This is a genomic window from Pseudomonas sp. CFSAN084952 (assembly GCF_009648855.1).
Taxonomy (GTDB): Bacteria; Pseudomonadota; Gammaproteobacteria; order Pseudomonadales; family Pseudomonadaceae; genus Aquipseudomonas; species Aquipseudomonas paracarnis.
The window spans coordinates 1,523,692-1,549,420 of the sequence record NZ_CP045767.1 but is presented as its reverse complement, the minus strand read 5'-3'; the positions used below and the strand labels follow the sequence as shown (position 1 = coordinate 1,549,420).

Genomic DNA, 25,729 nt, shown 5'->3' with positions numbered 1-25,729 from the left:
CGACCCAGGCGAACTGAGCGGATCTAGTAACAATACGAATTTGAGCGCGCGCCCTACGGTTGTGCGCACAAACAAAAAAAGACGCCTAAGCGTCCATTCCGTAAATCACACAGGCAAAAAAAAGCCACTCGTTAGAGTGGCTTTTTCATTAATGCTTGGAGCGGGAAACGAGACTCGCATCTAGCGTCCGACCCATTGAAATCTAAGGGGTTTCTTTTCTTGCCGAAGCAGGGAAAAACTCAATTCTGGACTTGTTTTCGGGGTGTTTCAAGAGCGGAAAAAGTGATAATTCTAAGCAAGGCTGTTGGATTCTACCCATAGCCAATCGGACGACGGATCATCAAGCCGGTGATGTAAGTCCTGAGGCATTCAAAAGGGACTCACCTTGAGGCTGGAAAATGCCTACGGGGACGGGGGCGATCCACTATGGGCATTTTTTTAATCATGGTCGGGTCCTTGGCGGTGCTGACGAGCTCAACAGTAAGTGTTTTCGTAACAGGCCTGCGGGTCGGCCACGGCATCGAAACGATCTAATGCGTCTTTACCGCCTTCGGCCTGTTGCGTGACCTTCAGGGCTTGGCCGAGTAGCTTTTGCAAATCGAGAAACACCTGGTTGCGCTCCAATTCATCCGGAATAAGGTCCTCAACATTTTTTTTCATTTGTATTCGTAGTTCAAATGCCTGACGCTCTACCTGCCGCTTCAACAGCGGTGAGCGCTTAGGGATGCTCTGAAGTAGTCCGCCATTTAGCGGCCAACTGGCCTCAGTGATCTAAAAAGCGAGATCTCGACTCTAAATATTGTCAGCTTCATCGCATATCTTATGTTTTCGGTTGCTACGAGCGTCTCGTAGCAACCATTCCCCGCATTACAGTCGCACCTCTCCCGACGTTTTCAGTAAATGCCGGCGTGCCATCCAAAGATTCGACAGCGCAAACAGCGTCATCATCTTCCCGGTGTTCTTGGCTAGGCCACGGAAGCGCACTTTTGTGTAACCGAACTGCCGCTTGATCACTCGCAATGGGTACTCAACTTTCGCTCGCGTCTGCGCTTTGACGTTCTCGATCTTGCGGATGACTTTGTACAGAAGACTGCGTTTGCCGTGTTTCTTGTAGGTGCTCCGGCGCGCGGCGATCTGCCAGATGACTTCGCGGCCGCTATGCTCCTCCCACTTTTCAACACCGGTGTAGCCAGCATCTGCGTACACCACGTTTTCTTGCCTGTGCAGTAGTTTGTCGACCTGAGGAGCGTCCGCCACGTTCGCCGCCGTGACCACCACGCTATGAACCAGTCCCGATTCATCGTCAACACCGATGTGCGCTTTGGCACCGAAGTAATACTGGTTGCTCTTCTTCGTTTGGTGCATTTCCGGATCGCGTTTGCCGTCCTTGTCCTTGGTCGAACTGGGTGCGCTGATCAACGTGGCATCGAAGACGGTGCCTTGGCGCAACGACAGGCCTCGGTCGCCCTGGTAACAGTTGATCACCGCTAGAATTCCGGCGGCCAGTTCGTGCTTTTCCAAGAAACGGAGGAAGTTGAGGATCGTGGTTTCGTCGGGAATACGCTCCAGATTCAACCCCGAAAACTGGCGCAGGATCGGGGTCTCGTACAACACCTCTCCCATCGCTGGATCGCTATAGCCGAACCAGTTTTGCTTCAGATGAACCCGCAGCATTGCCATCAACGGATAAGCCGGGCGGCCACCTTCACCCTTTGGATAATGGGGCTCAATCAAGGCAATCAGGCCCATCCAGGGAGCGACCTGATCCATCTCGATCAGGAACAACTGCTTGCGGTTCTGCTTTCGCTTTCCGGCGTACTCGGCGTCGGCGAAGGTCATCTGCTTCATCGGAAAAAACTCAGCAGCTGGCGTCAGGGCATTTTGTCAAATCAGGAAGTCTTTTTCAGACCATCCTTAGCCATAACCATGCTGGAGTTACATAGCCACGTTCGTGAGTGCTGCGATCTTCTCACGTTGTGCTCCAGTAACTGTTTCACTGGAGGGCCGCACTGTCGAGAAAGGTTTGACCACGTTGGCAGCACGGATATGGGCGCCAGAGCGCCCAAGCGTATCTGCCTCTTCATCAGCGTCGCAAACCAACGGCATGGGTTCGCTTTCAGGCTCGTTGAACAAGGCCAATTGCGGCGTATTGGGCTCAATGGTTTGCTCGGACTTGCGCCCAAACAGACGGTTGCGCAACAGCTTGATCTGTCCTTTTTAGTCAACGATGTGGGTCTGATAGGCTTGGGCTGATTCCTCATGGCGACTGAGTGCCTCAAGCAGCAGTTGCTTGAGCAAAACAGGATCATCAGGAAGGTCATCTAGCAGAGGAATCATGGCCCGGCTTATACCGGGTCACGCCACGTAGCGCGGCGTCAAACCTGATGAGGGCGGTTGCGCCAGAGGTCGAAACCGTCGAGCAGCCAGTCCAGTTCCTGGACGGTCAGCACAATGGCCTCGTCGGTGATATCGGGTGATGTTTTGAATCACTCAGATTCCAGGCGCTTGAGCCAAAGACAGAAGCCGTTGCGTTCCCAGTACAAAATCTTCACCCGGTTGCGGGACTTGTTGAGAAAAACAAAAAGTACCGGGTCAAATACCGCCACCTTTATGTCCAGCTCGACAAACGCGGCGAGGCCGTTGATGGTTTTCGAAAGTCCACGGGTTTGGGGTAGACGTACACTTTTTCGACTTTGGTGTCGGGCCGCATCATGGCGGGCAGGCTCCTGAGAGAATCGGGAGCACAGCATCCGGGGTTAGCTAAGTGCTTTGAATGTGGGGTTCATGGTGAACTGCCCCCCGAATGTTGGACACCTGACCCCCTCGGGAGGGTGTTCCATGACGAAATACAACCTAGCACTCAAGCAATCACTGATTGAAGAGTGTCTGTCTGCCAGTAGCGTTCATGAGGTGGCCCTCAAGCATGACTTGAGTCCACCGCTGCTGCGGTGCTGGGTCAAGGGTTTTGAAAAGCACGGCGCCTCTGGCTTGATTGCCAAGTACAGCCATTACGATTTCCAGTTTAAATTAAAGGTTTTGCAGTGTATCGAACAAGACGAACTGTCGGACCAACAGGCCTGTATACGGTTTGATATCCGTGGTCCAAGTAGTATCAGGCAGTGGCGAAAGCTGTACGATGAGGGCGGTGTACTAGCACTACAACCGTATCGTCTTAAAGAGCCCAGCATGCCCCGCAAACCGGCTGATGCAGATGATGGGCCTCAAGTGGCTGGTCAAAGTGAAGAAATATCGCTCTTACCGAGGTGCTGAAGGGCTTGTTGCGCCTGATCTACTAAAGCGCGAATTTAAGGCAGAAGCCTTCAACCATAAATGGGCAACCGACGTGACGGAGTTCAAGATGAAGGGGCAAAAGCTGTTTCTCTCGCCTCTCATGGATTTGTACAACGGCGAGATCCTGGCTTACCAGATCAACCGACGTCCCGAATTCAGTTTGGTTTCGATGATGCTGGAAAAAGCCTTCGAGCGACTGAGTCGAGATGAAAAACCAATACTGCACTCTGACCAGTGTTGCAGGGCGGATTCAACCGGTCGTCGCAACACTGGATTGTTGTACAGACTTTAGATACTCATTCAGTGCTTCGGCAGGTGTTTTCCAGCCGAGTGTTTTTCGAGGTTTAGTGTTAAGTACGTGAGCTACCGCCTGTATTTCTTGGGCACTCCAACGAGAGAGGTCAGTGCCTCTCGGGAAGTATTGCCGTAGAAGGCCGTTCGTATTTTCGTTTGTGCCTCGCTGCCATGGACTATGTGGATCAGCAAAAAAAACCTTTACTCCGGACTCGATGGTAAATCGAGCGTGATCCGACAGCTCCCTTCCACGATCCCAGGTCAAAGATCGCCACAGCTCGATGGGAAGATCAGTCACCGACTTCTTCAATGCGTTGGCCATACTAACAGCCCCATAGCCAGCCAGCGCCGGGCCGTTCTTCGTGCGGGGAATTAGCCCATAACCTTTCTCGCGAGGCAGATGGACGAGCATGGTAAATCGAGTTGAGCGCTCGACCAGAGTTCCAATCGCAGAACGGTTCAGGCCGATGATCAGGCCGCCCTCCTAAGGCCCGGTACAGCCCGATCTTCTACCTCAGGGCGACTAGAGATCATGACGTCCTCGCTGACGTGTGCCCACACTTTGGCCTGCGCTCTGGCTCTCGGCACGCGCAATGCTCGTCCTGAGCGCAGGCAGCTCACCAGTTCGCGCTTGAGAGCTCCTCGACCCTGAATGTAGAGCGCCTGATATATGGCTTCATGAGAGATGCGCATGGATTCATCATCCGGAAAATCGATCTGGAGCTGGCTGGCAATTTGTTCAGGCGACCAGCCATTGACCCATTTACGGTCACTGCGATGCGGTTTATTTCGACCTTTGAAGGGCGCTTGCCGAGGCCCAGAAATCTCACGACCATCGGCGTCTTGAACCTTGCCCTCAAGGCGGTCGCGTACGTACTGGTGCAGTCGCGGGTTAATGACCAGCTTCGCTGGTTTCGGCCTCTTCGCCACCAGTTCTGCCTTCCATTGCGCTACTGACGCTCGATATTCAAGCCGACCGCAACGGGTAGCAGCATTTCGTGTCAGCTCCCGTGAAATTGTCGATGGGCTTCGTCCAAGGCGACGGGCTATCTCACGAACGCCAACACTTTGCGCTCGAAGCAGCCCAATCTCTTCTCGCTTTGCAAACGATAAGTATCGTCCTGATATGTGATTCGACATGAATAATGGCATCCCGCCTCGATGACGAAACCAGCGTGTACCTACCGCTGTTGATACGCCAACGGCATGTGCTGCCTTTTCGCTTGTGATGCCTGTCGCAATCTGCACTCAATAGCCGCTCGATCTCATTACGAAGTTAGGGTGCACCTGGAGAACGCATCGCTCCCCGGCCCGTCAATTTTTGCATCCATCCTGCGGGTCGTTCCATAAACACCTCGATCAAGGTGTTGCGACGACCGGTTGAATCCGCCCAGTACAGACAGCCTACCTACCGACACATGCTGGCCGAAAAGGGCATTGAGTAGAGCATGTCTCGCAAGGGTAATTGCTTGGACAATGCCGCTATTGAAAGCTTTTTCGGCACGCCCAAGAGTGAGTTTTTCTATCTGGAATCATTTGAGAGTGTGGAGCAGCTGGTATCAGGCATAGAGGATTACATCGCCTACTACAACCAAGACCGCATAAGCCTCAGACTGAATGGCTTGAGTCGGTACAATTTCGGACCCAGGCACTAAATCAATAGCATCTCCTGTCAAACTTTTGGGGGGCAGTTCAATGGAGCGATTACGAATCCACTCTTTCGTAACGCATCTCGTATTGGCCGATCTGGATTCGGCGTACATCCCTTGGCTCGAACTCTTCCAGCCGTTCGCCAATACGCGGGTTGGTCAGCAGCGTGGTAGGTGCGGCTGTGAGTTACTGCACTGTTCGTGCGGCGGCAGGCTGATTCACCGAGGCCAGAAACTCGTACAGTCGGGTAATGTCTGAAAGCGCCTTGCTTGTCCACTTCACGGCACCAGCAACGGAGTGTCGGTGCTGAGGCTGTCAGCCCAGGCCTGGACGGCTTGGTGGTCAATAAAGCGGCCAGCGTCAACATCGGCCAAGGCCTCACGGGTCAGGCGACTACGCTCTTCCTCCTGGTCTATCCAAGCGGACAGAGCCTGCTTAACGATCCAGTTTTTGTAGCGCTCCAGGCGCTCTGCCATCAAATCGACCTTTTGGGCCAGCTGCTCAGAGACGTGAGCCGTGACAGATCGGGTTTTCGCGGTGGTTGCCATAAGGAGGGTTGCTCCTGATCGTTACTTCTTGAATTTGATGTCGCCGGAGCCGGCAACAGAATGATCGCGGATCGGTGGGTTACCACGGATTACGATGTCGCCAGAGCCCGCGACGCGAGCCTTCACGGAGTTGCTTACATAGGCGTTGATATCGCCGGGCCCTGCCATCGATAGTTTGGCGGACGTAGCCACCAGTTCACTGGTGTCCACATCGCCAGAACCGGCGACCTCGGCGTCTTGAAGATCAATTCGGCCAAAGGCGGTGATGTCACCCGAGCCCTGGACACCAAGATCGAGAACGGCCTGCTGAAGATCGTATAGGGTCACGTCGCCACTGCCCTTGATGCGGATACTTGGCGCTTCAGGCAGTGCGACTCCGACAATACAACGACCTTTGAACTGCATCGTGACCCCGCCCTGGCGTCCACCGACATTGATCGTCCCACCCACAAAAATGTTGCCGGTGCCAGAAATATGAATATTGGCACTATCTTCGGTGATGGAAACGCCTTCCTGCTCGATGACCAGCTTGTCACCCTCCAATCGGGTCTTGATGCTACGAATGGCCTCCTGGTTTTCTCCGGTCACAACCAGGTGCGCTGAAGGTGAGCGGAAGAACACAACATCCACTTCGCCCTTGACCACAATTCTGCGCACAGGGCGGATTGATTGCTCTTCCTTCTCGTAGTTGGCTGCACGCTCCCACGCGGAATCGCGATGGGTAGCCAAGAGTTAATGGATTGGAATGGCTCATCGGTCCATCCTTGGTGATTTGTTCCGCGTGTATCTACGTCAATTCGATTCATAGTGAATAATTGTGCGCAGTTAAGCGTGCCGTCAGGTTGGGCTACACCCTAACCGGGCGTCAGGCTGGCAGCCAGTATGGCGTCAAGCCAGAGCTAGCTTCGACATTTCCTGACACTCGCTAGCCTCTATGGCTTCAACCTGACAGGTCGCATGCTTGACGTACGATTTTGTCTGTTTTCTCTATCGCCCCCTACTTAAGAAACCCTCCCTGAAACCAGATGAGGGGAAGTTTTAGTTGAAGGTACTGTATTTATCCGTCAGGGCATAAAGAACAGCGGCCGTATCTGCATCAATAATGCCGTCGTAGTTATCCTGGCGAAAATGGAGCTGGAAGGTCCGGACAAGCAGCTGAAGCCCCGAAGCAGTTGTTGCAACGGAAACGTCATAGCCGTAGGTTTTCAGCCTGGCAATGATATCCTCATCAGACGGGAGCCCCCCGGCAGTAAACTTCGCCAGATAAGCTGACCGGGTGTCATCGTCATACCATGCCCCGACTCCGGCTTCATACAGTGTTTTCCAGGGGAAAGCTGCTCCGGGGTCACTTTTCCTGCCCGGCGCAATATCAGAATGCCCCACGACATTCACGGGGCTGATGTCCGGGTACCGCTGGAGGATATTGATTGCCAGCTCTTTGATTGCGTCAATCTGAACTGGGTTGTAGGGAGGGAAGACAAACACGCCGTCATTATCACTGGCCAGATTAACCACCTCAATTCCGATGGCTGTGTCGTTAAGATTGCTACGCCCGGCCCAGGCGCTGACCCCGGCATGCCAGGCGCGTTCGTGTTCATCAACCAGGTTAAAAACACGCATGTCGTTAAAACCGGCTGCAATGTACGTTTTGTCGTCCGGGTCCGGGACCAGGTAATGCGCACTCACGGTGCCGTCACCGGCAAGTACCTGCACAGATGCGGCAAAATCAACGGCGGTGTAGTGCATGACAAGAAAGCGTACGCGCTGGTTAAAGCTCTTCACAGAGCGGTAGCTGTTATAGTCGATGGGGTACATTTTTATTTCTCCTCTTCATGTGCCGGACATCCGGCTACCGCCCAGCGTGCTTTCAGATACTCAACAACCTGCTGCGTCTGCGGCTCTCTTAGGAACATGTGGCGGAACAGCATGCAACCGCCCACTTCATTCAGGGAATCATTCAGGTCAAGCTGTCGGGTGATTTCGGGCACGCCGCCTTCAACCGTCCAGTCAGGTTCAGCGGCTGAAGGGGTACCGACCTTGTAAAGCGCCACGCCGATATACAACGCAGTACCGGTGCCCCTGACGGTATCCGCCCACCACCGGGTTATCACATCATACCGGGCGACTTTGCGGGCAACGGGCCAGTAAACCTGGGGCGCGACATAATCAATGATGCCGTCAAGCACCCACTTCCGCGTGTCCGCATACGCCGAATCATAGTTTGGTGCCCCGGCCTGCGTGTCTGACCCCCGCGGGTCATCAGTCTTGTTCCGCCACACGCCGGCCGGGCTGACGCCGAAACTGACATCGGGTTTAATGGCCTTAATCCGCCGATGACAGGCGTCCACCAGGGAATACGTATTGTTTCTTCGCCAGTCACCTTTGGTGGTAAAGCCCTGGCCGTACTTCTGCCAGGTGGCGTCGTCATCCAGCGGAGAGTCCGCGGATTCGTAATAGAAGTAATCATCGAACTGAATACCGTCGACGTCGTACCGAGTGACGATTTCCTCAACGATACCGATGACCCACGCCTGAACTTCCGGAATACCGGGATCAAGAACAAAACGGTTGTACGCGATGCCGATCCATTCAGGGTGTGTTCTGTAAACGCTGGGCGCTGATTCGGGAGATGAGTGATTCAGTTCATCGACGGTGGAATCGCGGGTATTCATTGAAATGCGGTACGGATTGACCCAGGCGTGAAGCTCAATCTTTCTGGCGTGAGCCTGTTCAACCGCCCAGGCAAGTGGGTCAAAGCCGGGATTTTTGCCCAGGGTGCCAGTCAGGTATTTCGACCAGGGCAGTAAGTCTGATGCATAGAGCGCATCGGCACAGGGAACCACCTGGAGTATCACGGCGTTCATGTTCATTGCCACGATATCATCAAGAATACCAATCAGCTCTTCTTTCTGGCGTTTAACGCGCGCAGCGTCATCCCGGATAGTGAGTGAGGATGCAGGAGGCCAGTCCAGGTTAATTACGCTGGATACCCAGGTGGCTCGCATTTTCCCATTTTTCATCATCATCCCTCCCTTTGCATGCTTATTTACTTAATTAACCGCCGGCCTGTGTAAACAAAAGAAAAACGGAATGCCCGCTTGGTACTCATATCGTTGATATTGAGAGCCTTATCACGTCAGGACATGTCAGCAGGCGGCCCGATGGAAAGAAACTTCTCATCCAGATCTGAGTTATCGCAGCGGGAAGCCTCGCGCACTCCACTCCTGATATTTTGTGCAGTTGTCTTCTGAAAATGACAACAGCCAAGACGATCAAGCTTCGTCACCATCAAGATATCGCCCGATTTAAGACGGTCAAGCAGCTTTACAAATCCCGGTCGGGCATTAGCGGCGTCCCTTCCACTGATGCACTCAACGACGATTCGCTGCGAATTAACCGAGAATCTAGCGGCTTCGATTTTCATCACTTGGTCGCCAGTTGTTTTGTCCGGGATAGATGAACGTGCGCGACATAAATTTCCCAAAAACTGAATCGCCCCGGGTTTCGTAGACACCTCCAAGCCTTAAAGTTACAGCGGCCAAGAAAGTTAGTGATATTTTAGTCTCTCCAATCAAATGCGTACTACGCGACTCAATGGGTTTGAGTATACACCCATAAAGACTCAAACATTTACTGCAATAGAAAAATGGCGTTAAATACGCAAAAATTGTCTTTTTTTGAACACTCACAAAGTTTAGAGTTTAGTAACAAAACACCGAACCAATATAAAAACCGTAAAAACATTACTAAGGACAGATATTATGAGCATTAAGAAAAACACAGCAAGCAACCCAGCAACTCAATTGACTGATTTTCTTCACGCATATGATAGAGGAGACGGAATTTCCATAAACAACAAGCCATCATATACTGTTGAGGAAGCGGCAGACGCAATCACAAGAAGTGGTAGGTATTGGCAAGATAACAATCAGAATAACGAGTTCGATTTCACATTTAGCTTTTTGAATGATCGAACTGCATCTTATGATCAAGAACATTTGTCAGGCTTTAGCGAGTTTAATGAGCTACAGAAGTCAGAAGTTCTATTATCCCTCCAATCATGGTCTGACGTAGCCACCATCAGTTTTCATGAAGGAAGTTCAGGAGGTGATGCTCATATTAATTTTGGCAACTATACAGCCGACCCCTTACACGGCGGAAGAGGTGCCTTAGCTTTTTTCCCTAACTCCTCAGGAACCAGTGATGCGCTGTTTTTAGCCAACAATTCATATACAATTAATTCAAATCCTAGCAATGGAAATTTTGGACGCTCCACTTTAACTCATGAAATTGGACACACCCTTGGCTTAGAACATCCAGGTAATTATGATGCGTCGGCACAACAGGCGCCCTCTTATGATAATGCACAATACCTTCAGGACACTCTCGGCTATAGCGTTATGAGTTACTGGAGTGAAAGCAACACCAATCAAAACTTCACTAAAAATAATATTCAAGCTTTTACGGCCGCTCCGCTTATTGATGACATTGCTGCGATTCAAAAACTTTACGGAGCAAACTATAACACCAGATCAGATGACACAATCTACGGATTTAATTCAAACACTAATCGTGATTTTCTCAGCGCGATAACTAATGCCGACAAACTGATTTTCTCGATATGGGACGGTGGCGGCAACGACACTCTAGACTTTTCTGGATTCACCCAAAACCAGAAGATTAACCTCAATGAAACCTCGCTTTCTGATGTAGGCGGGCTGGTTGGTAACATATCGATTGCCAAGGGTGTGACTGTTGAAAATGCTATTGGCGGCTCGGGTAGCGACCTGATCGTGGGCAACAGCTTGACCAATATTATTAAGGGTGGAGCTGGCAACGATCTTATCTACGGTGGTGGCGGTGAGGACCAACTATGGGGCGGCGCCGGCGATGATATTTTCGTGTACGGTGCCAGTTCCGACTCCAAGCAGGGGGCTGCAGATAAGATCTTTGACTTCTCCTCGGGTTCCGACAAGATTGACCTGACAGGCATCACCAACGGAGCGGGTTTAAGCTTTGTCAATGCGTTCACCGGCAACGCCGGAGATGCTGTGCTAAGTTACGCCTCAGGCACTAACCTGGGCACCTTAGCTGTGGACTTCTCTGGGCACGGCGTCGCAGACTTCCTCGTAACAACCGTTGGACAAGCAATTATCAGCGACGTAATAGCGTGACAAAAGCGTGCGACGCCACGGGGTCGCACGCTATATAACTACGTACTCAACCAATATATTTCAATTAACTATTAGTGAGAAAAAGGCTATGAAATCTATTTATCACGGAATGAATCAGGCTCAATTAAATGATGCGTATAATTTATCAGAAACGGTTCCTGACTTCGCTGAATTACTGAATAATTTCAGCTTGCGTAGCCAGAAAAGCCGAAAACAGCATGAATGTGAACTAGATATTTCATATGGCCCTCTGCCTCGCAATACATTTGACTATTTCCCTTCGCTGAATGTAAAAGCACCAACTATTATTTTCATTCATGGCGGTTTCTGGCAATCCACAAGCAAAGACATATATTCCTTCATCGTTGATGGGCTTGTACCTAATTATAACGTTATACTTACGGAATATACTCTTGCCCCAGAAGCTAGTCTCACACAGATATTTTATGAGATCGACTTGATGCTCAATTATTTAAAATCAAACATGAATAAATACAAACTCACTTTTGGAAAAATTTGTTTATCGGGGCATTCTGCTGGTGCGCATCTTGCAGCATTACATCGCACTCACCCCTTAATTTCACACGCCATGTGGCTAAGTGGGATAGCGGACTTAAAACCAATAAGCCTATGCAAACTTAATGAAAAACTACAACTTACCAACACTGAAATCCAATTACTAAGCCCTGTTAACAACATAACTCTTAGTATTCCTACAGCAGTTCATGTCGGCAGCATTGAGAAAAGCGAAATGCTATCACATAGTGATAGATATGCTCAACTGCTGCATAAAAAAGGAAATGCCACATACTATTCACGGCTGGATAAACTTGATCACTTTAACTTGCTAAATGAGTTCAGCAAGAAAGAAGGGTTACTCGTAAAATCACTTGACACTCTTTTCAAACTTTGAAAAATTATTGCTTTAGCAATGGCTACGCTATAAGGTACTGGCTCAAAAAGCATTATGATCCATCTACAGTTTAGCCACCATTGATTAAGATGGCATTTAAATACTTAATTACAAAAATATCTCACAAATTCTCAACCGCTTACTCATCCTACGACCTTAAATTTTCAACTGCAGCAACCCAAGATCTGTAAATCTATGGTTTCTTTGCAAATCCTTAGCAACCACGCAAACAAATTATAGCATGACGTCAAACCAGCAAATTTAGAACGAAAACTCCAATCTAAAAAGTTTTCGATACTGTAAAGGAGTATTACCAAACTCATTAATAAAATTTCGTCTTAGTGTTGCCTCACAGTTATATCCGCATTCGTTTACGATCCGATTGAGTGGCAACTCAGTATTTTCTAACAAGTGTTGTGCAGCCTTCAATCGGATTTTCTCAATTGATTTAGCTGGAGATTGACCAGTTTTAAGTTTATAAACCCTGGCAAAATTACGTTCACTCATATTCATATATTCAGCCAAAGCTGTAATCGTTAATTTCTTATGGAGATTAGCATAAACCCAAGAGTGCAATTTATCGAAAACTTTACTCTCACTTTGCAGCTTTATTATGCTACTGAATTGATGTTGTCCTCCTGATCTCCTAGTAAACATAACTAAATTTTTGGCAATTTCTAATGATATTTTATGCCCCAAATCATCTTCAACCAAAGCTAAAGCCAAATCAATTCCTGCTGTTACTCCAGCAGATGTCCAAACAGATCCGTCTTGAATAAAAATTGGATCTTTCTCAACTTTCACGTTCGGATAACAATGTGAAAATTCGCTAGTGACGCTCCAGTGCGTCACAGCTCTGCGATTATCCAGTAATCCACATGCAGCCAAAATAAATGCACCACTACAAATAGATACAACTCTCCTGGCATTAACCGAATGTGAGGCCACCCACGAAAGTAATTCACTATCCTGACTAGCAGAATGCACTCCAAACCCTCCAGGTATTACGAGAGTATCTACATCCATATCGGGTTTAGGCAAAGGATTAGTAACAATCTTTAAGCCACTGACCATTACAAACGGCTCACTATTACTTGAGAAAATATTAATATTATAAGGCTCACTCGAGCCATACTCTTCAGAAAGTCTATTTGCAGTTACAAAAACCTCGAGAGGACCGGAAAAATCTAACAAATTCATATCGGAGAAAACCAGGAAATTTATGTTCATATGAGACACCTCCTAAATTCTACTTAATCCAAAAACAGACAACTCAGTTAATTACCTTATACTTCAAGCATCATGAAACCAACTACATCAGGTTATTATTCAAATGCGGTTGCAAACACATGCAAAGTGACGATGACTGAATAAAAATTCAAATCTCTCGCAATCATTGATGAACACTTAATATTTAAACCATATATTACTACTCGAGCCTCCTCTACCAGCTTGCACTCAACAGAAGCCAATGAACATAATAGAGCCTAATAACATGTGCATCTTGAATCGATATACATTTACTTCAGCTCCATCTTCATAACCAAAGCACATTTTAAATGATCACTCGATTTTGCTCATCAAATAATAAAGGACCATCAAAGACTACGTGCATCTGACTCTTAAGCACTTGTCTTGCAGACAAGCATTCACCTAACTTTTTAGCTAGACAATACATACACTTACTACTATTTTCTTTCAAAATCACGACTACTTTAAGATGACTATCTTCCTTCAAAACTCCTGCAGCATAATCTAGTTTTTTTTCGCTGCAGATATGTTAGAAAAAATCATCTGGATCTGAACAAACTATAAATCTATCAGAAATATTTTGCTCAACAGAACATTTTAATAGCTCGTCATCATGTAATTCCTCATTTTCTTCAATGGTGATACCATAAACTTAGGAACGGCCTAACACACAGATAACAACAACCTTGATAATAACTTCATAATTTAGTTATATACAACAAAGAACCCTCCTATTTTTCAACCACCCTCACAAAAAAGCAAGATACAATCTTCTATATTTTTTCAGTCACAGCTGACTACACTTTTCATGTATATAGTTTTGTCTCTCGAGCCCCCCCTTAATATTTACTCCAAGTGCATTCACAGGCTAGTCACAGCAAGCTCACCAAGGCAACAACTCATGAGAAGCACATCGATAGCCAACTATCTCATGATCAGCGATATTTTCAAAACTCTAAAAACAATGCCATTTGATGGCGCTATATGCACACATATTGTCTGATTTTGATCTTTTTCAAGTGCTAATTTAATTATCAAGCGGACTGTCAATGGAGAAAGGATTTCATCGTCACTTTCGTTGCCAGCCGTCTGCACGGCGTTCCAGCAGGAGCTTTACATGCCGCGCTTATCCCATTTGATCGCCTGTGTCATGCAGGTGTTGTTCGTGTCGGCAGGAGCCCATGCAATGGCGAGCAGTCTCGTTCTACACACCACCGCGCAATTGGCCGGGCATTGGGAGTTGAAGCAGCAGGATAAGGTGTGTGCCCTGGAGTTGCTGGAGCAAGCCAATTCCCTGGATGGCGATATCGCGTGTGCCGCGCAATGGCTGGGCGATAAGCCACTGACCTGGTCGCCCACACCGGATGGTATATGGCTGTTTAACGCTGAGGGCTCAGGGATTACGCACTTGAATCGCCAAAGCGAGGGTGAATATCAAGCCCGCACTAAAACCGGGGAAGTTGTTGAGCTGAAACGGATACCTTAGTTCAAGTTATAAGCATATAACTCGATTTAATAGTTGGCCGAGCCCTGTTTGGGGCAAGGGTGATTATTGCGCGTCATTCGCTCCAAGGAAGATCAAATAATATGGCGAAGTCCCATAAGGTTGTGCCCTTATTCAGGGCGTTGGGTGAATACAAGAGTATTTTGATCAGCATCGGCTGCTTTACGGCGCTGATTAACCTGCTGATGCTGGTGCCGTCGATTTACATGCTGCAAGTGTATGACCGTGTGTTGTCCTCCCAGAATGAAACCACCCTGTTGATGTTGACGCTGATGGTCGTGGGCTTCTTTGCGTTTATCGGCCTGCTGGAAGTGGTGCGCAGCTTTATCGTGATCCGCATTGGCAGCCAGTTGGAGCGACGTTTCAACTTGCGCGTGTACAAAGCCGCGTTCGAACGCAACCTGCAGCGCGGCCAGGGGCACGCCGGGCAATCCTTGGGCGACCTGACCGCTCTGCGCCAATTCATCACGGGGCCAGCGCTGTTCGCGTTTTTCGATGCGCCATGGTTCCCGATCTACCTGTTCGTGATTTTCCTGTTCAATGTGTGGCTCGGCGTGCTGGCCACTGCCGGCGCGGTGCTGTTGATTGGCCTGGCGTGCCTTAACGAATACCTGACCAAAAAGCCATTGGGTGAGGCCAGCGGTTATTCGCAGCAGTCCACACAACTGGCTACCAGCCATTTGCACAACGCCGAAACCATCCAGGCCATGGGCATGCTCGGCGCGCTGCGCCAACGCTGGTTTGGCGTGCATTCGAAGTTCCTGGGCTTGCAGAACCAGGCCAGCGACACCGGTTCGATCATCACCTCCTTAAGCAAATCCCTGCGCCTGTGCCTGCAATCCTTGGTGCTGGGCCTGGGCGCGTACCTGGTGATCAAGGGTGACATGACCGCCGGCATGATGATCGCAGGCTCCATCTTGATGGGCCGCGTACTCAGCCCCATCGACCAATTGATTGCGGTGTGGAAACAATGGAGCTCGGCCAAACTGGCCTACCAGCGTCTCGACGAGCTGCTGCGCAAATTCCCGCCAGAGGTCGAGCACATGGCCTTGCCTGCGCCCAACGGCCAGGTCAGTTTCGAGCAGGTCAGCGCCGGCCCGCCGGGGCGGCGCATGGCGACCCTGCATCAGGTCAGCTTCAACCTGGCTGCCGGTGAAGTGCTGGGCGTGCTCGGCGCGTCGGGCTCCGGCAAATCCACCCTGGCCCGCGTCCTGGTGGGCGTGTGGCCAACCCTGGCCGGCACCGTGCGCCTGGACGGCGCGGATATTCACCGCTGGAACCGCGATGACCTCGGCCCGCATATCGGCTATCTGCCCCAGGACATCGAGCTGTTCAGCGGCAGCATCGCCGACAACATCGCGCGCTTTCGCGAAGCCGACCCGGAGCTGGTGGTCAAGGCCGCGCAACAGGCCGGTGTGCATGAACTGATCCTGCGCCTACCCCAAGGCTACGACACCGTGCTGGGCGACAACGGCGGTGGTTTGTCCGGCGGCCAGAAACAACGCGTGGCCCTGGCCCGCGCCCTGTACGGCGGGCCGCGCCTGATCGTGCTGGACGAACCCAACTCCAACCTCGACACCGTCGGCGAAGCGGCGTTGGCCAGCGCCATCGTGCAGATGAAAGCCCAGGGCAGCAGCGTGGTGCTGGTGACCCACCGTTCTTCGGCGTTGGCCCAGGCCGACAAGCTGTTGGTACTCAACGACGGGCATCTGCAAGCCTTCGGGCCCAGCCAAGACGTGCTGCGCGCGTTGTCCGGCCAGCAGGAAGCGCCGAAGGAGAAACCCGGCGTGAGTTTCAGTCGTCAGTACCCGGCCGCAAGGAATCCAGGCGCATGAGCAGCCTTACTGTTGAACCTCGTAGCAAAGAACGTGATGCCGGTTTTTTCGTAAAAATGGGCTGGGTGATGACCATTGTCGGTGCCGGCGGGTTTTTCCTCTGGGCCAGCCTCGCACCGTTGGACCAGGGCATCCCGGTACAAGGCACCGTGGTGGTGTCTGGCAAGCGCAAGGCGGTACAAACCTTCAGCCCCGGCGTGGTCAGCCGCATCCTGGTAAAAGAGGGCGAGTTGGTCAAACAAGGCCAGCCGCTGTTTCGCCTCGATCAGACCCAGAACCAGGCCGATGTGCAATCGCTGCAAGCCCAGTACCGCATGGCCTGGGCCAGCGTGGCGCGTTGGCAGAGCGAGCGCGACAACCTCTCCAGCATCACCTTTCCCGCAGAACTGAGCGCCAACCCCGATCCCGCGCTGATGCTGGTGCTCGAAGGCCAGCGCCAACTGTTCAGCAGCCGTCGCGACGCGTTTGCCCGTGAACAAGCCGGGATCCGCGCCAGCATCGAGGGGGCTACCTCGCAGTTGAGCGGCATGCGCCGTGCGCGTAGCGATTTGACCGCCCAGGCTCAATCCCTGCGCGCGCAACTGAGCAACCTGCAACCTTTGGCCGACAACGGCTACATCCCGCGCAACCGGTTGATGGACTACCAGCGCCAGTTATCCCAGGTGCAGCAGGATCTGGCGCAAAACGCCGGTGAAAGCGGCCGGATAGAGCAGGGCATTGTTGAATCGCGGCTCAAATTGCAGCAGCACAGCGAGGAATATCAAAAAGAGGTGCGCAGCCAATTGGCCGACGCGCAACTGCGCAGCCTGACCCTGGAGCAGCAACTGACCTCCGCCGGCTTCAACCTGCAGCACAGCGAAATCAACGCGCCGGCCGATGGCATCGCCGTCAACCTCAGCGTGCACACCGAGGGTGCGGTGGTGCGCGCCGGTGAAACCCTGCTGGAGATCGTGCCCCAGGACACACGCCTGGAAGTGGAAGGGCATTTGCCCGTGCACCTGGTGGACAAGGTGGGCACGCACTTGCCGGTCGACATCCTCTTTACCGCTTTCAACCAGAGCCGCACGCCACGGGTGCCGGGCGAAGTCAGCCTGATCTCCGCTGACCAGATGCTCGATGAAAAGACCGGTGCGCCGTATTACGTGCTGCGCACCAGCGTCAGCGAGGCGGCGATGGAAAAACTCAACGGCCTGGTGATCAAGCCCGGCATGCCCGCCGAGATGTTCGTGCGCACCGGCGAGCGTTCCTTGCTCAACTATCTGTTCAAGCCGCTGCTGGACCGCGCCGGCTCCGCGTTGACTGAGGAATGAGCATGAAGCCAGTGTTCATTTCGCTGTTGTTGGTGTGTGGCAGTGCCCAGGCAGCTATGGGGCCCTTCGATGTGTACGAGCAGGCGCTGCGCAACGACCCGGTGTTCCTCGGCGCCATCAAGGAACGCGACGCCGGCCTGGAAAACCGCACCATTGGCCGCGCCGGCTTGCTGCCGCGGCTTTCCTATAACTACAACAAGGGCCGCAACAATTCCGAAGCGCACCTGCCTGACGGGCGCGGTGGCAGCTATCGCGACGACCGCAACTACAACAGCTACGGCTCGACCTTCAGCCTGCAACAGCCGCTGTTCGATTACGAAGCCTATGCCAACTACCGCAAGGGCGTGGCCCAGGCGCTGTTCGCCGATGAAAGCTTTCGCGACAAGAGCCAGGCGTTGCTGGTGCGGGTGTTGAGCTATTACACCCAGGCGCTGTTTGCCCAGGACCAGATCGACATCGCCCGGGCGAAGAAAAAAGCCTTCGAGCAGCAGTTCCAGCAGAACCAGCACTTGTTCAAGGCCGGTGAAGGCACGCGCACTGACATCCTTGAAGCCGAGTCCCGCTACGAGCTGGCCACCGCCGAAGAGATTCAGGCCCTGGATGAGCAGGATGCGTCACTTCGGGAGCTGGGTGCGTTGATCGGCGTGCAAAGCGTGAACATCAACGACCTGGCGCCGCTGAACCAGAGCTTTGCCGCGTTCACCCTGACCCCGGCCAACTACGACACCTGGCATGAACTGGCGCTCACCAACAACCCGGTGCTGGCTTCGCAGCGCCAGTCGCTGGAAGTGGCGCGCTATGAAGTGGAACGCAACCGTGCCGGGCATTTGCCGCGAATTACCGCGTATGCCACCTCGCGCAAGCAGGAATCCGACAGCGGCAACACCTACAACCAGCGCTACGACACCAACACCATTGGCGTCGAAGTCAGTATGCCGCTGTATGCCGGTGGCGGTATCTCGGCTTCCACCCGCCAGGCCAGCCGCGCGATGGAGCAGGCCGAGTACGAGCTGGAAGGCAAGACCCGCGAAACCCTGATCGAGCTGCGCCGCCAGTTCAGTGCGTGCCTGTCGGGGGTGAGCAAGCTGCGTGCCTATCAGAAAGCCCTGGTGTCTGCCGAGGCACTGGTGGTGTCGACCAAGCAGAGCATTCTTGGCGGCGAGCGCGTCAACCTCGACGCGCTGAACGCCGAACAGCAGCTGTACAGCACCCGCCGCGACCTGGCCCAGGCGCGTTATGACTACTTGATGGCCTGGACCAAATTGCACTACTACGCGGGCAACTTGCGCGACACCGACCTGGCCAAGGTGGACGAGGCCTTCGGCCTGTATGGAAAAATGTAAGGCGAGCATTTTTGGCTAGGAAAAATAGGAATACCCACATGAACAATATATATATCCGCTTACTTCTCTCATAACTTATAGCATTGCCCCCTGAGTTCCGAAAAAGTTTTCTCTAGCTCGCACCATACACTGTTCGACACGGCCAATATGGAAGGAAAAGAATATCAATATATCAGAACTCAATGCTCAAAAAAGTTGAAGCCAATAATTAGCATAACTCCGCCCTTATAACCTTGACACTAAAATGCGTAGAAAATTTGATCTTAACCAATGCCACATTTATATTGTTCTGCGGGATTTGCTTGCTATAATTAAACATGAGACTTTGATCTAAGTCTTTTTAAATATAGATATAACTTATCATCCTAGGAGAATACTCATGCCAAAAAAAACATCATTAGCAAATGAAAGCTTGGATACTTTCATTTATGATAACATTAGAGGCAGCGGCAAGAACATTGAAGGAGTCGTGTCCAAAAATATAGATGAGGCTACAAAATCTTTGTTGCACAGAGCTCAAGACAAATCTACTGTAGCGAATGGATTGTCCAGCTGGGCAACTATTAAGAACACAGCTGAAGGAGAAACCACGGAAATCACATATAAATTTTTAACAGGAGATGGAAAAGACATTATAGAATTGAATGACGTAGCAAAACAAACATTCCGATACAGCGCTAAACAGTGGGAAGAAGTAGCAAATATTAAATATATTGAGACCACGGCCAGCCAGAAAGCTGATGTAGTTTTCTATATATTGAAGGGATTGTCTGCGTCTGGTGGTGGGTCATTTCCAGGATCGAGTGATAATGGCCAGGATTTTGTTCGCGTTGACTCTCAGCTTACAGATAGCAATTACTCTCACCAGTTAGTCACCCATGAACTAGGCCACTCCCTTGGCCTCACGCACTCATTTACTCATGGAAAGTATATAGAAGACACAAATAATTATAGCGTAATGTCTTATAGCAATGCACCAGATCTTGCCACAGGTAACTATTCTGGCTGGCCAATAGGACCGCAAATAGATGACATTGCCGCTATTCAGAAGCTGTATGGAGCCAACACCACAACTCGTAGTGACAATACCACTTACGGTTTTAATTCAAATGTTGCAGATCGGGAATTATCATTTTCCAATGAAATTAAAGAATTGAAACTACCTTTCAGCATCTGGGACGCCGGGGGCAATGATACGGTGGATTTCTCAGGCTTTTCACAAGATCAACGAATTGATTTGAACGAAGGAAAAATGTCAGACATTGGTGGACATAAAGCTAATGTTAGTATCGCTCTAGATACAGTTATCGAAAATGCTATCGGCGGCAATGGTAATGATGTCATCATTGGAAACTCATTTAATAACAAAATTTCTGGCGGTGATGGTAACGATATTATTTATGGAGGCGCAGGTGCTGACATTTTAATTGGTGGCCAAGGAAAAGATGTCTTTGTATACCGTACGACAACGGACTCGGTATTCAATGGGCTAGAAAAAAATATCACTATAGACCTGCCTAGTACCAATTCAACAAACGAACTAACAGGCAGCTATGATATTATTAACGACTTTAATTCTGGCGAAGACAAAGTCGACTTGAGCGCTTTATCAAAAAATGGCCAATTTGACTTCAGATTGGTTGAAAGCTTTACCGGAAATGTTGGTGAAATTGCGTTGCAATACTTTTCGGAAATAAATACTACAATATTGACTGCTAACATAAACAACCCGCAATCTAGCGATGCTGATTTCGCTATACAAATAATCGGACAAGTGGATTTTTCTACTGATATCATAGCATAGAAAGCATAAGTTCCGCGCGAATAATAATTATGTTTTTCGCGCGGAACTTATAAGATCACATCCCACACACATAATAACTAATAAGTTATTGCAACAGTACTGTTTCATAGCTTAGAAAGCTAGCCACCTATAAATTACTCGTATTTTGAAGATTTTTTAAGCACCAAGAAGAGTCAACTATGATATCTCTGCCCTTAAAATAACTATCCGTTAGCATGGACCAACCAAAAACACTAACCGCGTACAGGAAAATCTTAATAGCGCACACGATTTAGTAAAATTGTGGGAAACACTGTAGCTGCCAAATATAATCAAATTAACATCTATTAGGATTTTGCCAAACTAAGCTAAGTGAGTAAAACCGTTCTTTTCAAAGAGCCGCTGCGCTTCCAAACTAATCACTTCCCAAGCTAAACGCTCCCATAGAATAGTCAAGAGCCGACATATCATCGTGTTATAGCGTGTGGCAAATCACGGCGTGACTGAGGTCGTTAGACTCCACCATGACGCCATGGATGTGCAATTGCACTTGCCTAATTACTGAGCGCGGACCTGGCACATCAGCTTAACCGACCATGAGCGGCGTAGGTCCCCTCATCCACATCTCAACCTGCCGCCCTCGCTTTCTGCCGACTTGTCGGCCAATTGAAGCGCGAGATTCTGGCACCGACCGGACAATGGTGACCAGCGACCAGAAACACGGAGCTCAACTTGGCGTACCACTCTCAACGCTGAACAACCGCTCCCTAGGCGTTTTCCGTGGCCAGGCGCCGGGCATTGCGCTCCTGCAACTAAGCACAGCAAACAAAACTGGCCAAAAGTAGCCGGTCAGCTCGGACAGTGTTATTGCGCCTACTGATCGCTAGCGGCATCGATCCGTGTGCCCATCGGCTGCAGCGTGCACAGCGTTTTTTTGTAAATGCACAACAATGCGCAGGCTCCAGCTCAACTGTATCTGAACCCTCAGTTCGTCCCTCTACCCTGATTCGCGCAAGGCATTAGCAACCAGCGTAAATGCATGTGAAGGTTGTCGACGACTGGGGTAATACAAATAGTACCCAGAAAACGGTGGGCACCAATCTTCTAACACGCGCATCAGCCTACCTTCCCGAAGGTGCGGTTCAAACTCCTCCTCAGGCAGGTAAGCAATGCCCAGCCCGGCTAATGTCGCATCCACTATATGGCTAGATGTATTGAAAATGAGCTGACCGTCTACGCGTATGTTCACCTGCTTACCTTGCCGCTCAAAGTCCCATACATAGAGCCCGCCTGATGTCTGCATGCGCTGGTTGATGCAGCAATGGTTCATCAAGTCGCGCGGGGTTTCTGGAATTTCGCGGGTGGCAAAGTACGCTGGCATGGCAACGGCAGCCATCCGCAATGGTGGGCCTATCGGAACCGCGATCATGTCTTTGTCGATGGTGTCACCCAGGCGCACTCCTGCATCAAAACGATCCGCCGCGATATCCCTGAATCCGTAATTGACGTCGAACTCAACGTTGATTTCCGGATATTCGTGTAGCAGCGCAGTCAGTTTGGGTAACAACGTCATACGCAAAACATGATCGCCACAGGTGATGCGGACGGTGCCCGCCGGCTTGCCGCGCATTTGCGTCAAGTTGTCCAGCTCCGCCTCGACTTCATCGAATCGATTACCGATCGCTTGCAGTAGCCGCTCGCCTGCGACGGTTGGCGAGACGCTGCGGGTGGTGCGCGTCAGCAACCTAATTTGCAGACGCGCTTCCAGACCGCTGATTGCCTGACTCAGCGCAGATTGGGTAACACCCAGCACCCCGGCGGCACGGGTAAAGCTGCCTTCGCGCGCCACTGTCACGAAATACAGCAGATCGTTGAGGTTTCTTCTGACCATGGAGTGATGTGCCTTTTAAAGCTATTAATTAGTAAAACTTATAGCCTTATTAAGCACTCATTAGCTAGTCGCATGAGTATTCGTTCGTCATCCTTCCTGTATGAATACGAATGACTGTGAGGCCCCGATGAACACTTCTTCCACCAGTAACGAGGCTCCTGCCCACTGGAGCGGTGTCTTTGCAATGACGCTTTGTGTTTTCGTTCTGATCGCTTCGGAGTTCATGCCTGTCAGCCTGCTGACACCAATGGCGGCTGATTTTCAAGTTACCGAGGGAATGGCCGGGCAAGGCATTGCGATTTCCGGGGTATTCGCGGTCCTGACCAGCCTGTCGATTTCGTGGATTGCCGGAACCCTCGATCGCAAGACACTGCTGTTGGCATTGGCCGGGTTGATGGCCCTCTCGGGCGCGATCGTCGGGTTGGCCCCGGACTATCAGACTTACATGGTCGGCCGGGCGCTTATTGGCGTGGTCATCGGCGGTTTCTGGTCGATGTCCGCTGCAACGGCTATGCGCCTGGTACCTTCCGCACAGGTGCCGAGGGCGTTGGCCATCTTCAACGGCGGCAACGCGCTGGCTACCGTAATTGCCGCACCGCTGGGAAGTTATCTGGGTTCGATTATTGGCTGGCGCGGGGCTTTTTTCTGCGTGGTACCCGTCGCGGCGATTGCTCTCGTCTGGATGTACATCAGCCTGCCGCCCATGCAGGTGGAGTCACGCAAACCGGGCTCCGGTAACGTGTTAAACCTTCTCAAGAATCGATCAGTGGTGCTGGGCATTGTCGGCTGCGGGGCTTTCTTCATGGGGCAGTTTGCGCTGTACACCTATCTGCGGCCCTTCCTTGAGACGGTAACGCGGGTCGATGTATCGACGTTGTCGTTAATCTTGCTGGTGATCGGTGCGGCAGGCTTTATCGGCACCCTGATCATAGGACGATTTCTAAGGCGCAGTCTGTTCCGAACATTGATAGCAATTCCGGTCTTGATGGCCTTGATCGCCCTGGCACTGATCCCTTTTGGCCACTCGATAATCGTCGTTGCCGCACTGCTGGGCTTATGGGGGCTGTTGGCGACTGCAGCGCCAGTGGGCTGGTGGAGCTGGATCGCACAGGCCATGCCAAATAATGCCGAGGCTGGCGGCGGCCTGATGGTGGCCGTGATTCAACTGGCCATTGCTCTGGGCTCAACCGTGGGTGGACTGCTGTTCGATAGTCGCGGCTATCAGAGCACTTTTGTCGCTAGCGCAGTCGTGCTGCTGCTGGGCGCAGTGGTGACCGTAATGACGTCACGCTCGACACCCTCAAGAACCGCTTGAACCACGCAACGATCCGGGAGGTTGGTTATGACCAGGAGCATTCAGCGCGCCACAAATACCGAGCAGCGCCAAAGCTGCGGCAAGCGGCCAGTTCGTTGGCCTGGTTTGCTGTATTCAGCGCTCGTGCTTGGCAGTTACATCCTACTGAATGATGGCGCATCGGCGTCTTCGATTACGCAGAGATCTCGCATGTGGGTGATCATCGGCGAACAACGCTTCGCCATCACCCTGGCCGACAACGCAGCCGCTCGTGCGTTTGCAACGCTATTGCCATTGAAGCTGGACATGAGCGATCTCAACAGCAATGAAAAATACGCCAGCCTTCCTAAAGCCCTGCCCGCCCATGCAAGCAAACCGGGAACGATCCACGCAGGTGACCTGATGCTGTATGGCACGGACACTCTGGTTATTTTCTACTCGACCTTTGAATCGACATACGCATACACCCGCCTTGGGCACGTGGACGACAGCGCCAGCCTGGCAAAGGTTTTAGGTCGTCATGCGGTGAAAGTGATGTTTTCCCAAAACTGAATACTCTGCATCGATAGGGACTTCAATGAAAAAGATGATTGTTTTAACAACGCTTCTTGTCAGTTCACTCTCAGCAGTAGGAGCCGATATGTCCAACGGCGCGGATAATTTTTATACCAGCGACAAAGTGACCGTGCAAAAGGTCAACTTCAAAAATCAGTATCAAATGATCGTGTCGGGCAATCTGTTTATCCCCAAAAACCTAGACGCCAAAACCAGCAGCCCTGCGATTGTTGTTGGCCACCCAATGGGCGCGGTCAAAGAACAAAGCGCTAATCTGTATGCCATCAAAATGGCGGAAAAAGGCTTCGTGACACTCTCCCTGGATCTTTCATTCTGGGGCGAAAGCGAGGGGTTGCCGCGCAATGCTGTCTCGCCGGATATTTATGCCGAGGACTTCAGCGCGGCGGTGGATTTTCTCGGTACCCGGCCTTTTATCGACAAGGAGCGTATTGGCGCACTCGGCATCTGTGGCAGCGGCAGCTTCGTTATCAGCGCGGCCAAGATCGACCCACGTATGAAAGCCATCGCAACGGTTAGCATGTATGACATGGGCGCCGTCAATCGCAATGGCCTGAAGCATGCGCAGACACTTGAACAACGCAAAGAGACCATCGCGCAAGCGGTAGACCAGCGTTATGTCGAGTTCACGGGCGGTCAGACCCTCTACACCAGCGGTACGGTGCACCAACTGGACGAGAATACTCACCCGATCCAGCGTGAGTTCTATGATTTCTATCGAACACCGCGCGGTGAATATACGCCAGCCAGCTCATCCAAAGAATTGACCACGCACCCTACGCTGACGAGCAACCTCAAATTCATGAACTTCTACCCATTCAATGACATCGAGACGATCTCACCTCGTCCGATGCTGTTCATTGCCGGAGCCGATGCGCACTCCAGAGAGTTCAGCGAAGAAGCGTACAAGCTCGCGGGTCAACCCAAGGAGCTCGTCATCATTCCTGGCGCTGGCCATGTTGACCTCTATGATCGAGTTGACCTCATTCCTTTTGACAAGCTGGCGAGCTTTTTCAGCGTACTCTGAAATGATGGCTGAGCAGAGAAGCCCTCATCATCCATAATCGCCTTAACG

Annotated in this window: 21 protein-coding genes and 5 pseudogenes; 13 read left to right on the top strand and 13 right to left on the bottom strand. The window is 51.2% G+C overall.

Annotation, left to right across the window (positions count from 1 at the left end; all coding sequences use genetic code 11):
• Positions 1–474: 474 nt before the first annotated feature.
• From GH769_RS07215 to tnpB, 4 genes and pseudogenes are all read right to left on the bottom strand, one after another.
• Entirely contained in the window at positions 475–660 is a 186-nt protein-coding gene (locus tag GH769_RS07215; protein ID WP_256670312.1) for a hypothetical protein, read from the bottom strand.
• 207 nt (positions 661–867) lie between these two features.
• Positions 868–1,848 carry an IS5 family transposase gene (locus GH769_RS07210; RefSeq protein WP_153649599.1) on the bottom strand — a complete coding sequence of 327 codons (981 nt, stop codon included), beginning with the start codon at positions 1,846–1,848 and terminating at the stop codon, positions 868–870.
• A gap of 228 nt (positions 1,849–2,076) precedes the next feature.
• Positions 2,077–2,337: pseudogene (locus GH769_RS07205) on the bottom strand (IS66 family transposase); the annotation flags it as partial.
• Between the two features lie 149 nt (positions 2,338–2,486).
• Positions 2,487–2,750, bottom strand: coding sequence for an IS66 family insertion sequence element accessory protein TnpB (gene tnpB, locus GH769_RS07200; RefSeq protein ID WP_256670311.1), 264 nt, complete (start codon positions 2,748–2,750; stop codon positions 2,487–2,489).
• Positions 2,751–2,784: 34 nt separating this feature from the next.
• Between tnpB and GH769_RS07195 the strand changes: the two genes are divergently transcribed.
• Together GH769_RS07195 and GH769_RS07190 are read left to right on the top strand one after the other, a co-directional pair.
• Complete coding sequence (locus GH769_RS07195; RefSeq protein WP_153649598.1) at positions 2,785–3,270, top strand: helix-turn-helix domain-containing protein; 486 nt, start codon at positions 2,785–2,787, stop codon at positions 3,268–3,270.
• Positions 3,200–3,526, top strand: a pseudogene (locus GH769_RS07190) (DDE-type integrase/transposase/recombinase); the annotation flags it as partial. The gene GH769_RS07195 and the pseudogene GH769_RS07190, both read left to right, overlap by 71 nt.
• A 15-nt stretch (positions 3,527–3,541) precedes the next feature.
• On the opposite strand, the pseudogene GH769_RS07185 reads toward GH769_RS07190, so the two are convergent.
• A pseudogene (locus tag GH769_RS07185) lies at positions 3,542–4,912 on the bottom strand (IS30 family transposase).
• Between the two features lie 67 nt (positions 4,913–4,979).
• On the opposite strand from GH769_RS07185, the pseudogene GH769_RS07180 reads away from it, so the two are divergent.
• A pseudogene (locus GH769_RS07180) lies at positions 4,980–5,248 on the top strand (transposase); the annotation flags it as partial.
• A gap of 41 nt (positions 5,249–5,289) precedes the next feature.
• Here GH769_RS07180 and GH769_RS07175 read toward each other — a convergent pair.
• The 6 genes and pseudogenes from GH769_RS07175 to GH769_RS07150 form a co-directional block, all read right to left on the bottom strand.
• Positions 5,290–5,517 (bottom strand): annotated as a pseudogene (locus GH769_RS07175) (type II toxin-antitoxin system RelE/ParE family toxin).
• Positions 5,514–5,783 (bottom strand): CopG family ribbon-helix-helix protein, encoded by a 270-nt coding sequence (locus GH769_RS07170; protein ID WP_153649595.1) that lies wholly within the window; start codon positions 5,781–5,783, stop codon positions 5,514–5,516. The pseudogene GH769_RS07175 and the gene GH769_RS07170 overlap by 4 nt, the downstream one beginning before the upstream one ends.
• Positions 5,784–5,804: 21 nt before the next feature.
• Positions 5,805–6,512: a GIN domain-containing protein gene (locus GH769_RS07165; protein WP_256670310.1), complete on the bottom strand. Its 708-nt coding sequence runs from the start codon at positions 6,510–6,512 to the stop codon at positions 5,805–5,807.
• Between the two features lie 309 nt (positions 6,513–6,821).
• Complete coding sequence (locus GH769_RS07160) at positions 6,822–7,598, bottom strand: N-acetylmuramoyl-L-alanine amidase (protein WP_153649594.1); 777 nt, start codon at positions 7,596–7,598, stop codon at positions 6,822–6,824.
• Positions 7,599–7,600: 2 nt separating this feature from the next.
• Positions 7,601–8,803 (bottom strand): glycoside hydrolase family 10 protein, encoded by a 1,203-nt coding sequence (locus GH769_RS07155; RefSeq protein ID WP_372242386.1) that lies wholly within the window; start codon positions 8,801–8,803, stop codon positions 7,601–7,603.
• Between the two features lie 116 nt (positions 8,804–8,919).
• The gene (locus tag GH769_RS07150) at positions 8,920–9,297 is read right to left on the bottom strand and encodes a recombinase family protein (RefSeq protein ID WP_256670309.1); all 378 of its coding nucleotides are present in this window, start codon (positions 9,295–9,297) and stop codon (positions 8,920–8,922) included.
• Positions 9,298–9,544: 247 nt separating this feature from the next.
• On the opposite strand from GH769_RS07150, the gene GH769_RS07145 reads away from it, so the two are divergent.
• Both GH769_RS07145 and GH769_RS07140 read left to right on the top strand, forming a co-directional pair.
• Positions 9,545–10,957, top strand: coding sequence for a serralysin family metalloprotease (locus GH769_RS07145; protein ID WP_153649591.1), 1,413 nt, complete (start codon positions 9,545–9,547; stop codon positions 10,955–10,957).
• Positions 10,958–11,045: 88 nt separating this feature from the next.
• Positions 11,046–11,870: an alpha/beta hydrolase gene (locus tag GH769_RS07140; protein WP_153649590.1), complete on the top strand. Its 825-nt coding sequence runs from the start codon at positions 11,046–11,048 to the stop codon at positions 11,868–11,870.
• Between the two features lie 261 nt (positions 11,871–12,131).
• Here the strand turns inward: GH769_RS07140 and GH769_RS07135 are convergent, their stop codons facing one another.
• Positions 12,132–13,100, bottom strand: a complete 969-nt coding sequence (locus GH769_RS07135; RefSeq protein ID WP_153649589.1) for a GlxA family transcriptional regulator — start codon at positions 13,098–13,100, stop codon at positions 12,132–12,134.
• A gap of 1,138 nt (positions 13,101–14,238) precedes the next feature.
• Between GH769_RS07135 and GH769_RS07130 the strand changes: the two genes are divergently transcribed.
• The 5 genes from GH769_RS07130 (at position 14,239) to GH769_RS07110 (ending at position 20,917) form a co-directional block, all read left to right on the top strand.
• Entirely contained in the window at positions 14,239–14,607 is a 369-nt protein-coding gene (locus tag GH769_RS07130; protein WP_153649588.1) for an AprI/Inh family metalloprotease inhibitor, read from the top strand.
• Positions 14,608–14,708: 101 nt separating this feature from the next.
• Positions 14,709–16,460, top strand: coding sequence for a type I secretion system permease/ATPase (locus GH769_RS07125; RefSeq protein WP_153649587.1), 1,752 nt, complete (start codon positions 14,709–14,711; stop codon positions 16,458–16,460).
• Positions 16,457–17,770, top strand: coding sequence for an HlyD family type I secretion periplasmic adaptor subunit (locus tag GH769_RS07120; protein ID WP_153649586.1), 1,314 nt, complete (start codon positions 16,457–16,459; stop codon positions 17,768–17,770). Before GH769_RS07125 ends, GH769_RS07120 begins: the two co-directional genes overlap by 4 nt.
• Positions 17,771–17,772: 2 nt before the next feature.
• Positions 17,773–19,113, top strand: coding sequence for a TolC family outer membrane protein (locus GH769_RS07115; RefSeq protein WP_153649585.1), 1,341 nt, complete (start codon positions 17,773–17,775; stop codon positions 19,111–19,113).
• A gap of 379 nt (positions 19,114–19,492) precedes the next feature.
• Positions 19,493–20,917 (top strand): M10 family metallopeptidase C-terminal domain-containing protein, encoded by a 1,425-nt coding sequence (locus tag GH769_RS07110; RefSeq protein ID WP_153649584.1) that lies wholly within the window; start codon positions 19,493–19,495, stop codon positions 20,915–20,917.
• A 976-nt stretch (positions 20,918–21,893) separates the two neighbouring features.
• On the opposite strand, the gene GH769_RS07105 is transcribed toward GH769_RS07110, so the two are convergent.
• A complete protein-coding gene (locus tag GH769_RS07105; RefSeq protein ID WP_153649583.1) occupies positions 21,894–22,787 on the bottom strand; it encodes a LysR family transcriptional regulator in 894 nt (297 codons plus the stop codon).
• Positions 22,788–22,914: 127 nt separating this feature from the next.
• Between GH769_RS07105 and GH769_RS07100 the strand changes: the two genes are divergently transcribed.
• The 3 genes from GH769_RS07100 to GH769_RS07090 are packed head-to-tail and all read left to right on the top strand — an operon-like array spanning position 22,915 to position 25,681.
• Positions 22,915–24,102, top strand: coding sequence for an MFS transporter (locus GH769_RS07100; protein WP_153649582.1), 1,188 nt, complete (start codon positions 22,915–22,917; stop codon positions 24,100–24,102).
• A gap of 27 nt (positions 24,103–24,129) precedes the next feature.
• The gene (locus GH769_RS07095) at positions 24,130–24,633 is read left to right on the top strand and encodes a cyclophilin-like fold protein (protein ID WP_153649581.1); all 504 of its coding nucleotides are present in this window, start codon (positions 24,130–24,132) and stop codon (positions 24,631–24,633) included.
• A gap of 25 nt (positions 24,634–24,658) precedes the next feature.
• Positions 24,659–25,681: an alpha/beta hydrolase gene (locus GH769_RS07090; RefSeq protein WP_153649580.1), complete on the top strand. Its 1,023-nt coding sequence runs from the start codon at positions 24,659–24,661 to the stop codon at positions 25,679–25,681.
• The last annotated feature ends 48 nt before the right edge of the window (positions 25,682–25,729 follow it).

Bases quoted from the DNA above. Each gene is read 5' to 3' on its own strand.
- GH769_RS07110 (WP_153649584.1), top strand. From the start codon at position 19,493: ATGCCAAAAAAAACATCATTAGCAAATGAAAGCTTGGATACTTTCATT.
- GH769_RS07130 (WP_153649588.1), top strand. From the start codon at position 14,239: ATGCCGCGCTTATCCCATTTGATCGCCTGTGTCATGCAGGTGTTGTTC.
- GH769_RS07160 (WP_153649594.1), bottom strand. From the start codon at position 7,598: ATGTACCCCATCGACTATAACAGCTACCGCTCTGTGAAGAGCTTTAAC.
- GH769_RS07210 (WP_153649599.1), bottom strand. From the start codon at position 1,848: ATGAAGCAGATGACCTTCGCCGACGCCGAGTACGCCGGAAAGCGAAAG.
- GH769_RS07145 (WP_153649591.1), top strand. From the start codon at position 9,545: ATGAGCATTAAGAAAAACACAGCAAGCAACCCAGCAACTCAATTGACT.
- GH769_RS07155 (WP_372242386.1), bottom strand. From the start codon at position 8,803: ATGAAAAATGGGAAAATGCGAGCCACCTGGGTATCCAGCGTAATTAAC.
- GH769_RS07135 (WP_153649589.1), bottom strand. From the start codon at position 13,100: ATGAACATAAATTTCCTGGTTTTCTCCGATATGAATTTGTTAGATTTT.
- GH769_RS07215 (WP_256670312.1), bottom strand. From the start codon at position 660: ATGAAAAAAAATGTTGAGGACCTTATTCCGGATGAATTGGAGCGCAAC.
- GH769_RS07105 (WP_153649583.1), bottom strand. From the start codon at position 22,787: ATGGTCAGAAGAAACCTCAACGATCTGCTGTATTTCGTGACAGTGGCG.
- GH769_RS07120 (WP_153649586.1), top strand. From the start codon at position 16,457: ATGAGCAGCCTTACTGTTGAACCTCGTAGCAAAGAACGTGATGCCGGT.
- tnpB (WP_256670311.1), bottom strand. From the start codon at position 2,750: ATGCTGTGCTCCCGATTCTCTCAGGAGCCTGCCCGCCATGATGCGGCC.
- GH769_RS07140 (WP_153649590.1), top strand. From the start codon at position 11,046: ATGAAATCTATTTATCACGGAATGAATCAGGCTCAATTAAATGATGCG.
- GH769_RS07100 (WP_153649582.1), top strand. From the start codon at position 22,915: ATGAACACTTCTTCCACCAGTAACGAGGCTCCTGCCCACTGGAGCGGT.
- GH769_RS07170 (WP_153649595.1), bottom strand. From the start codon at position 5,783: ATGGCAACCACCGCGAAAACCCGATCTGTCACGGCTCACGTCTCTGAG.
- GH769_RS07195 (WP_153649598.1), top strand. From the start codon at position 2,785: ATGGTGAACTGCCCCCCGAATGTTGGACACCTGACCCCCTCGGGAGGG.
- GH769_RS07115 (WP_153649585.1), top strand. From the start codon at position 17,773: ATGAAGCCAGTGTTCATTTCGCTGTTGTTGGTGTGTGGCAGTGCCCAG.
- GH769_RS07090 (WP_153649580.1), top strand. From the start codon at position 24,659: ATGAAAAAGATGATTGTTTTAACAACGCTTCTTGTCAGTTCACTCTCA.
- GH769_RS07095 (WP_153649581.1), top strand. From the start codon at position 24,130: ATGACCAGGAGCATTCAGCGCGCCACAAATACCGAGCAGCGCCAAAGC.
- GH769_RS07125 (WP_153649587.1), top strand. From the start codon at position 14,709: ATGGCGAAGTCCCATAAGGTTGTGCCCTTATTCAGGGCGTTGGGTGAA.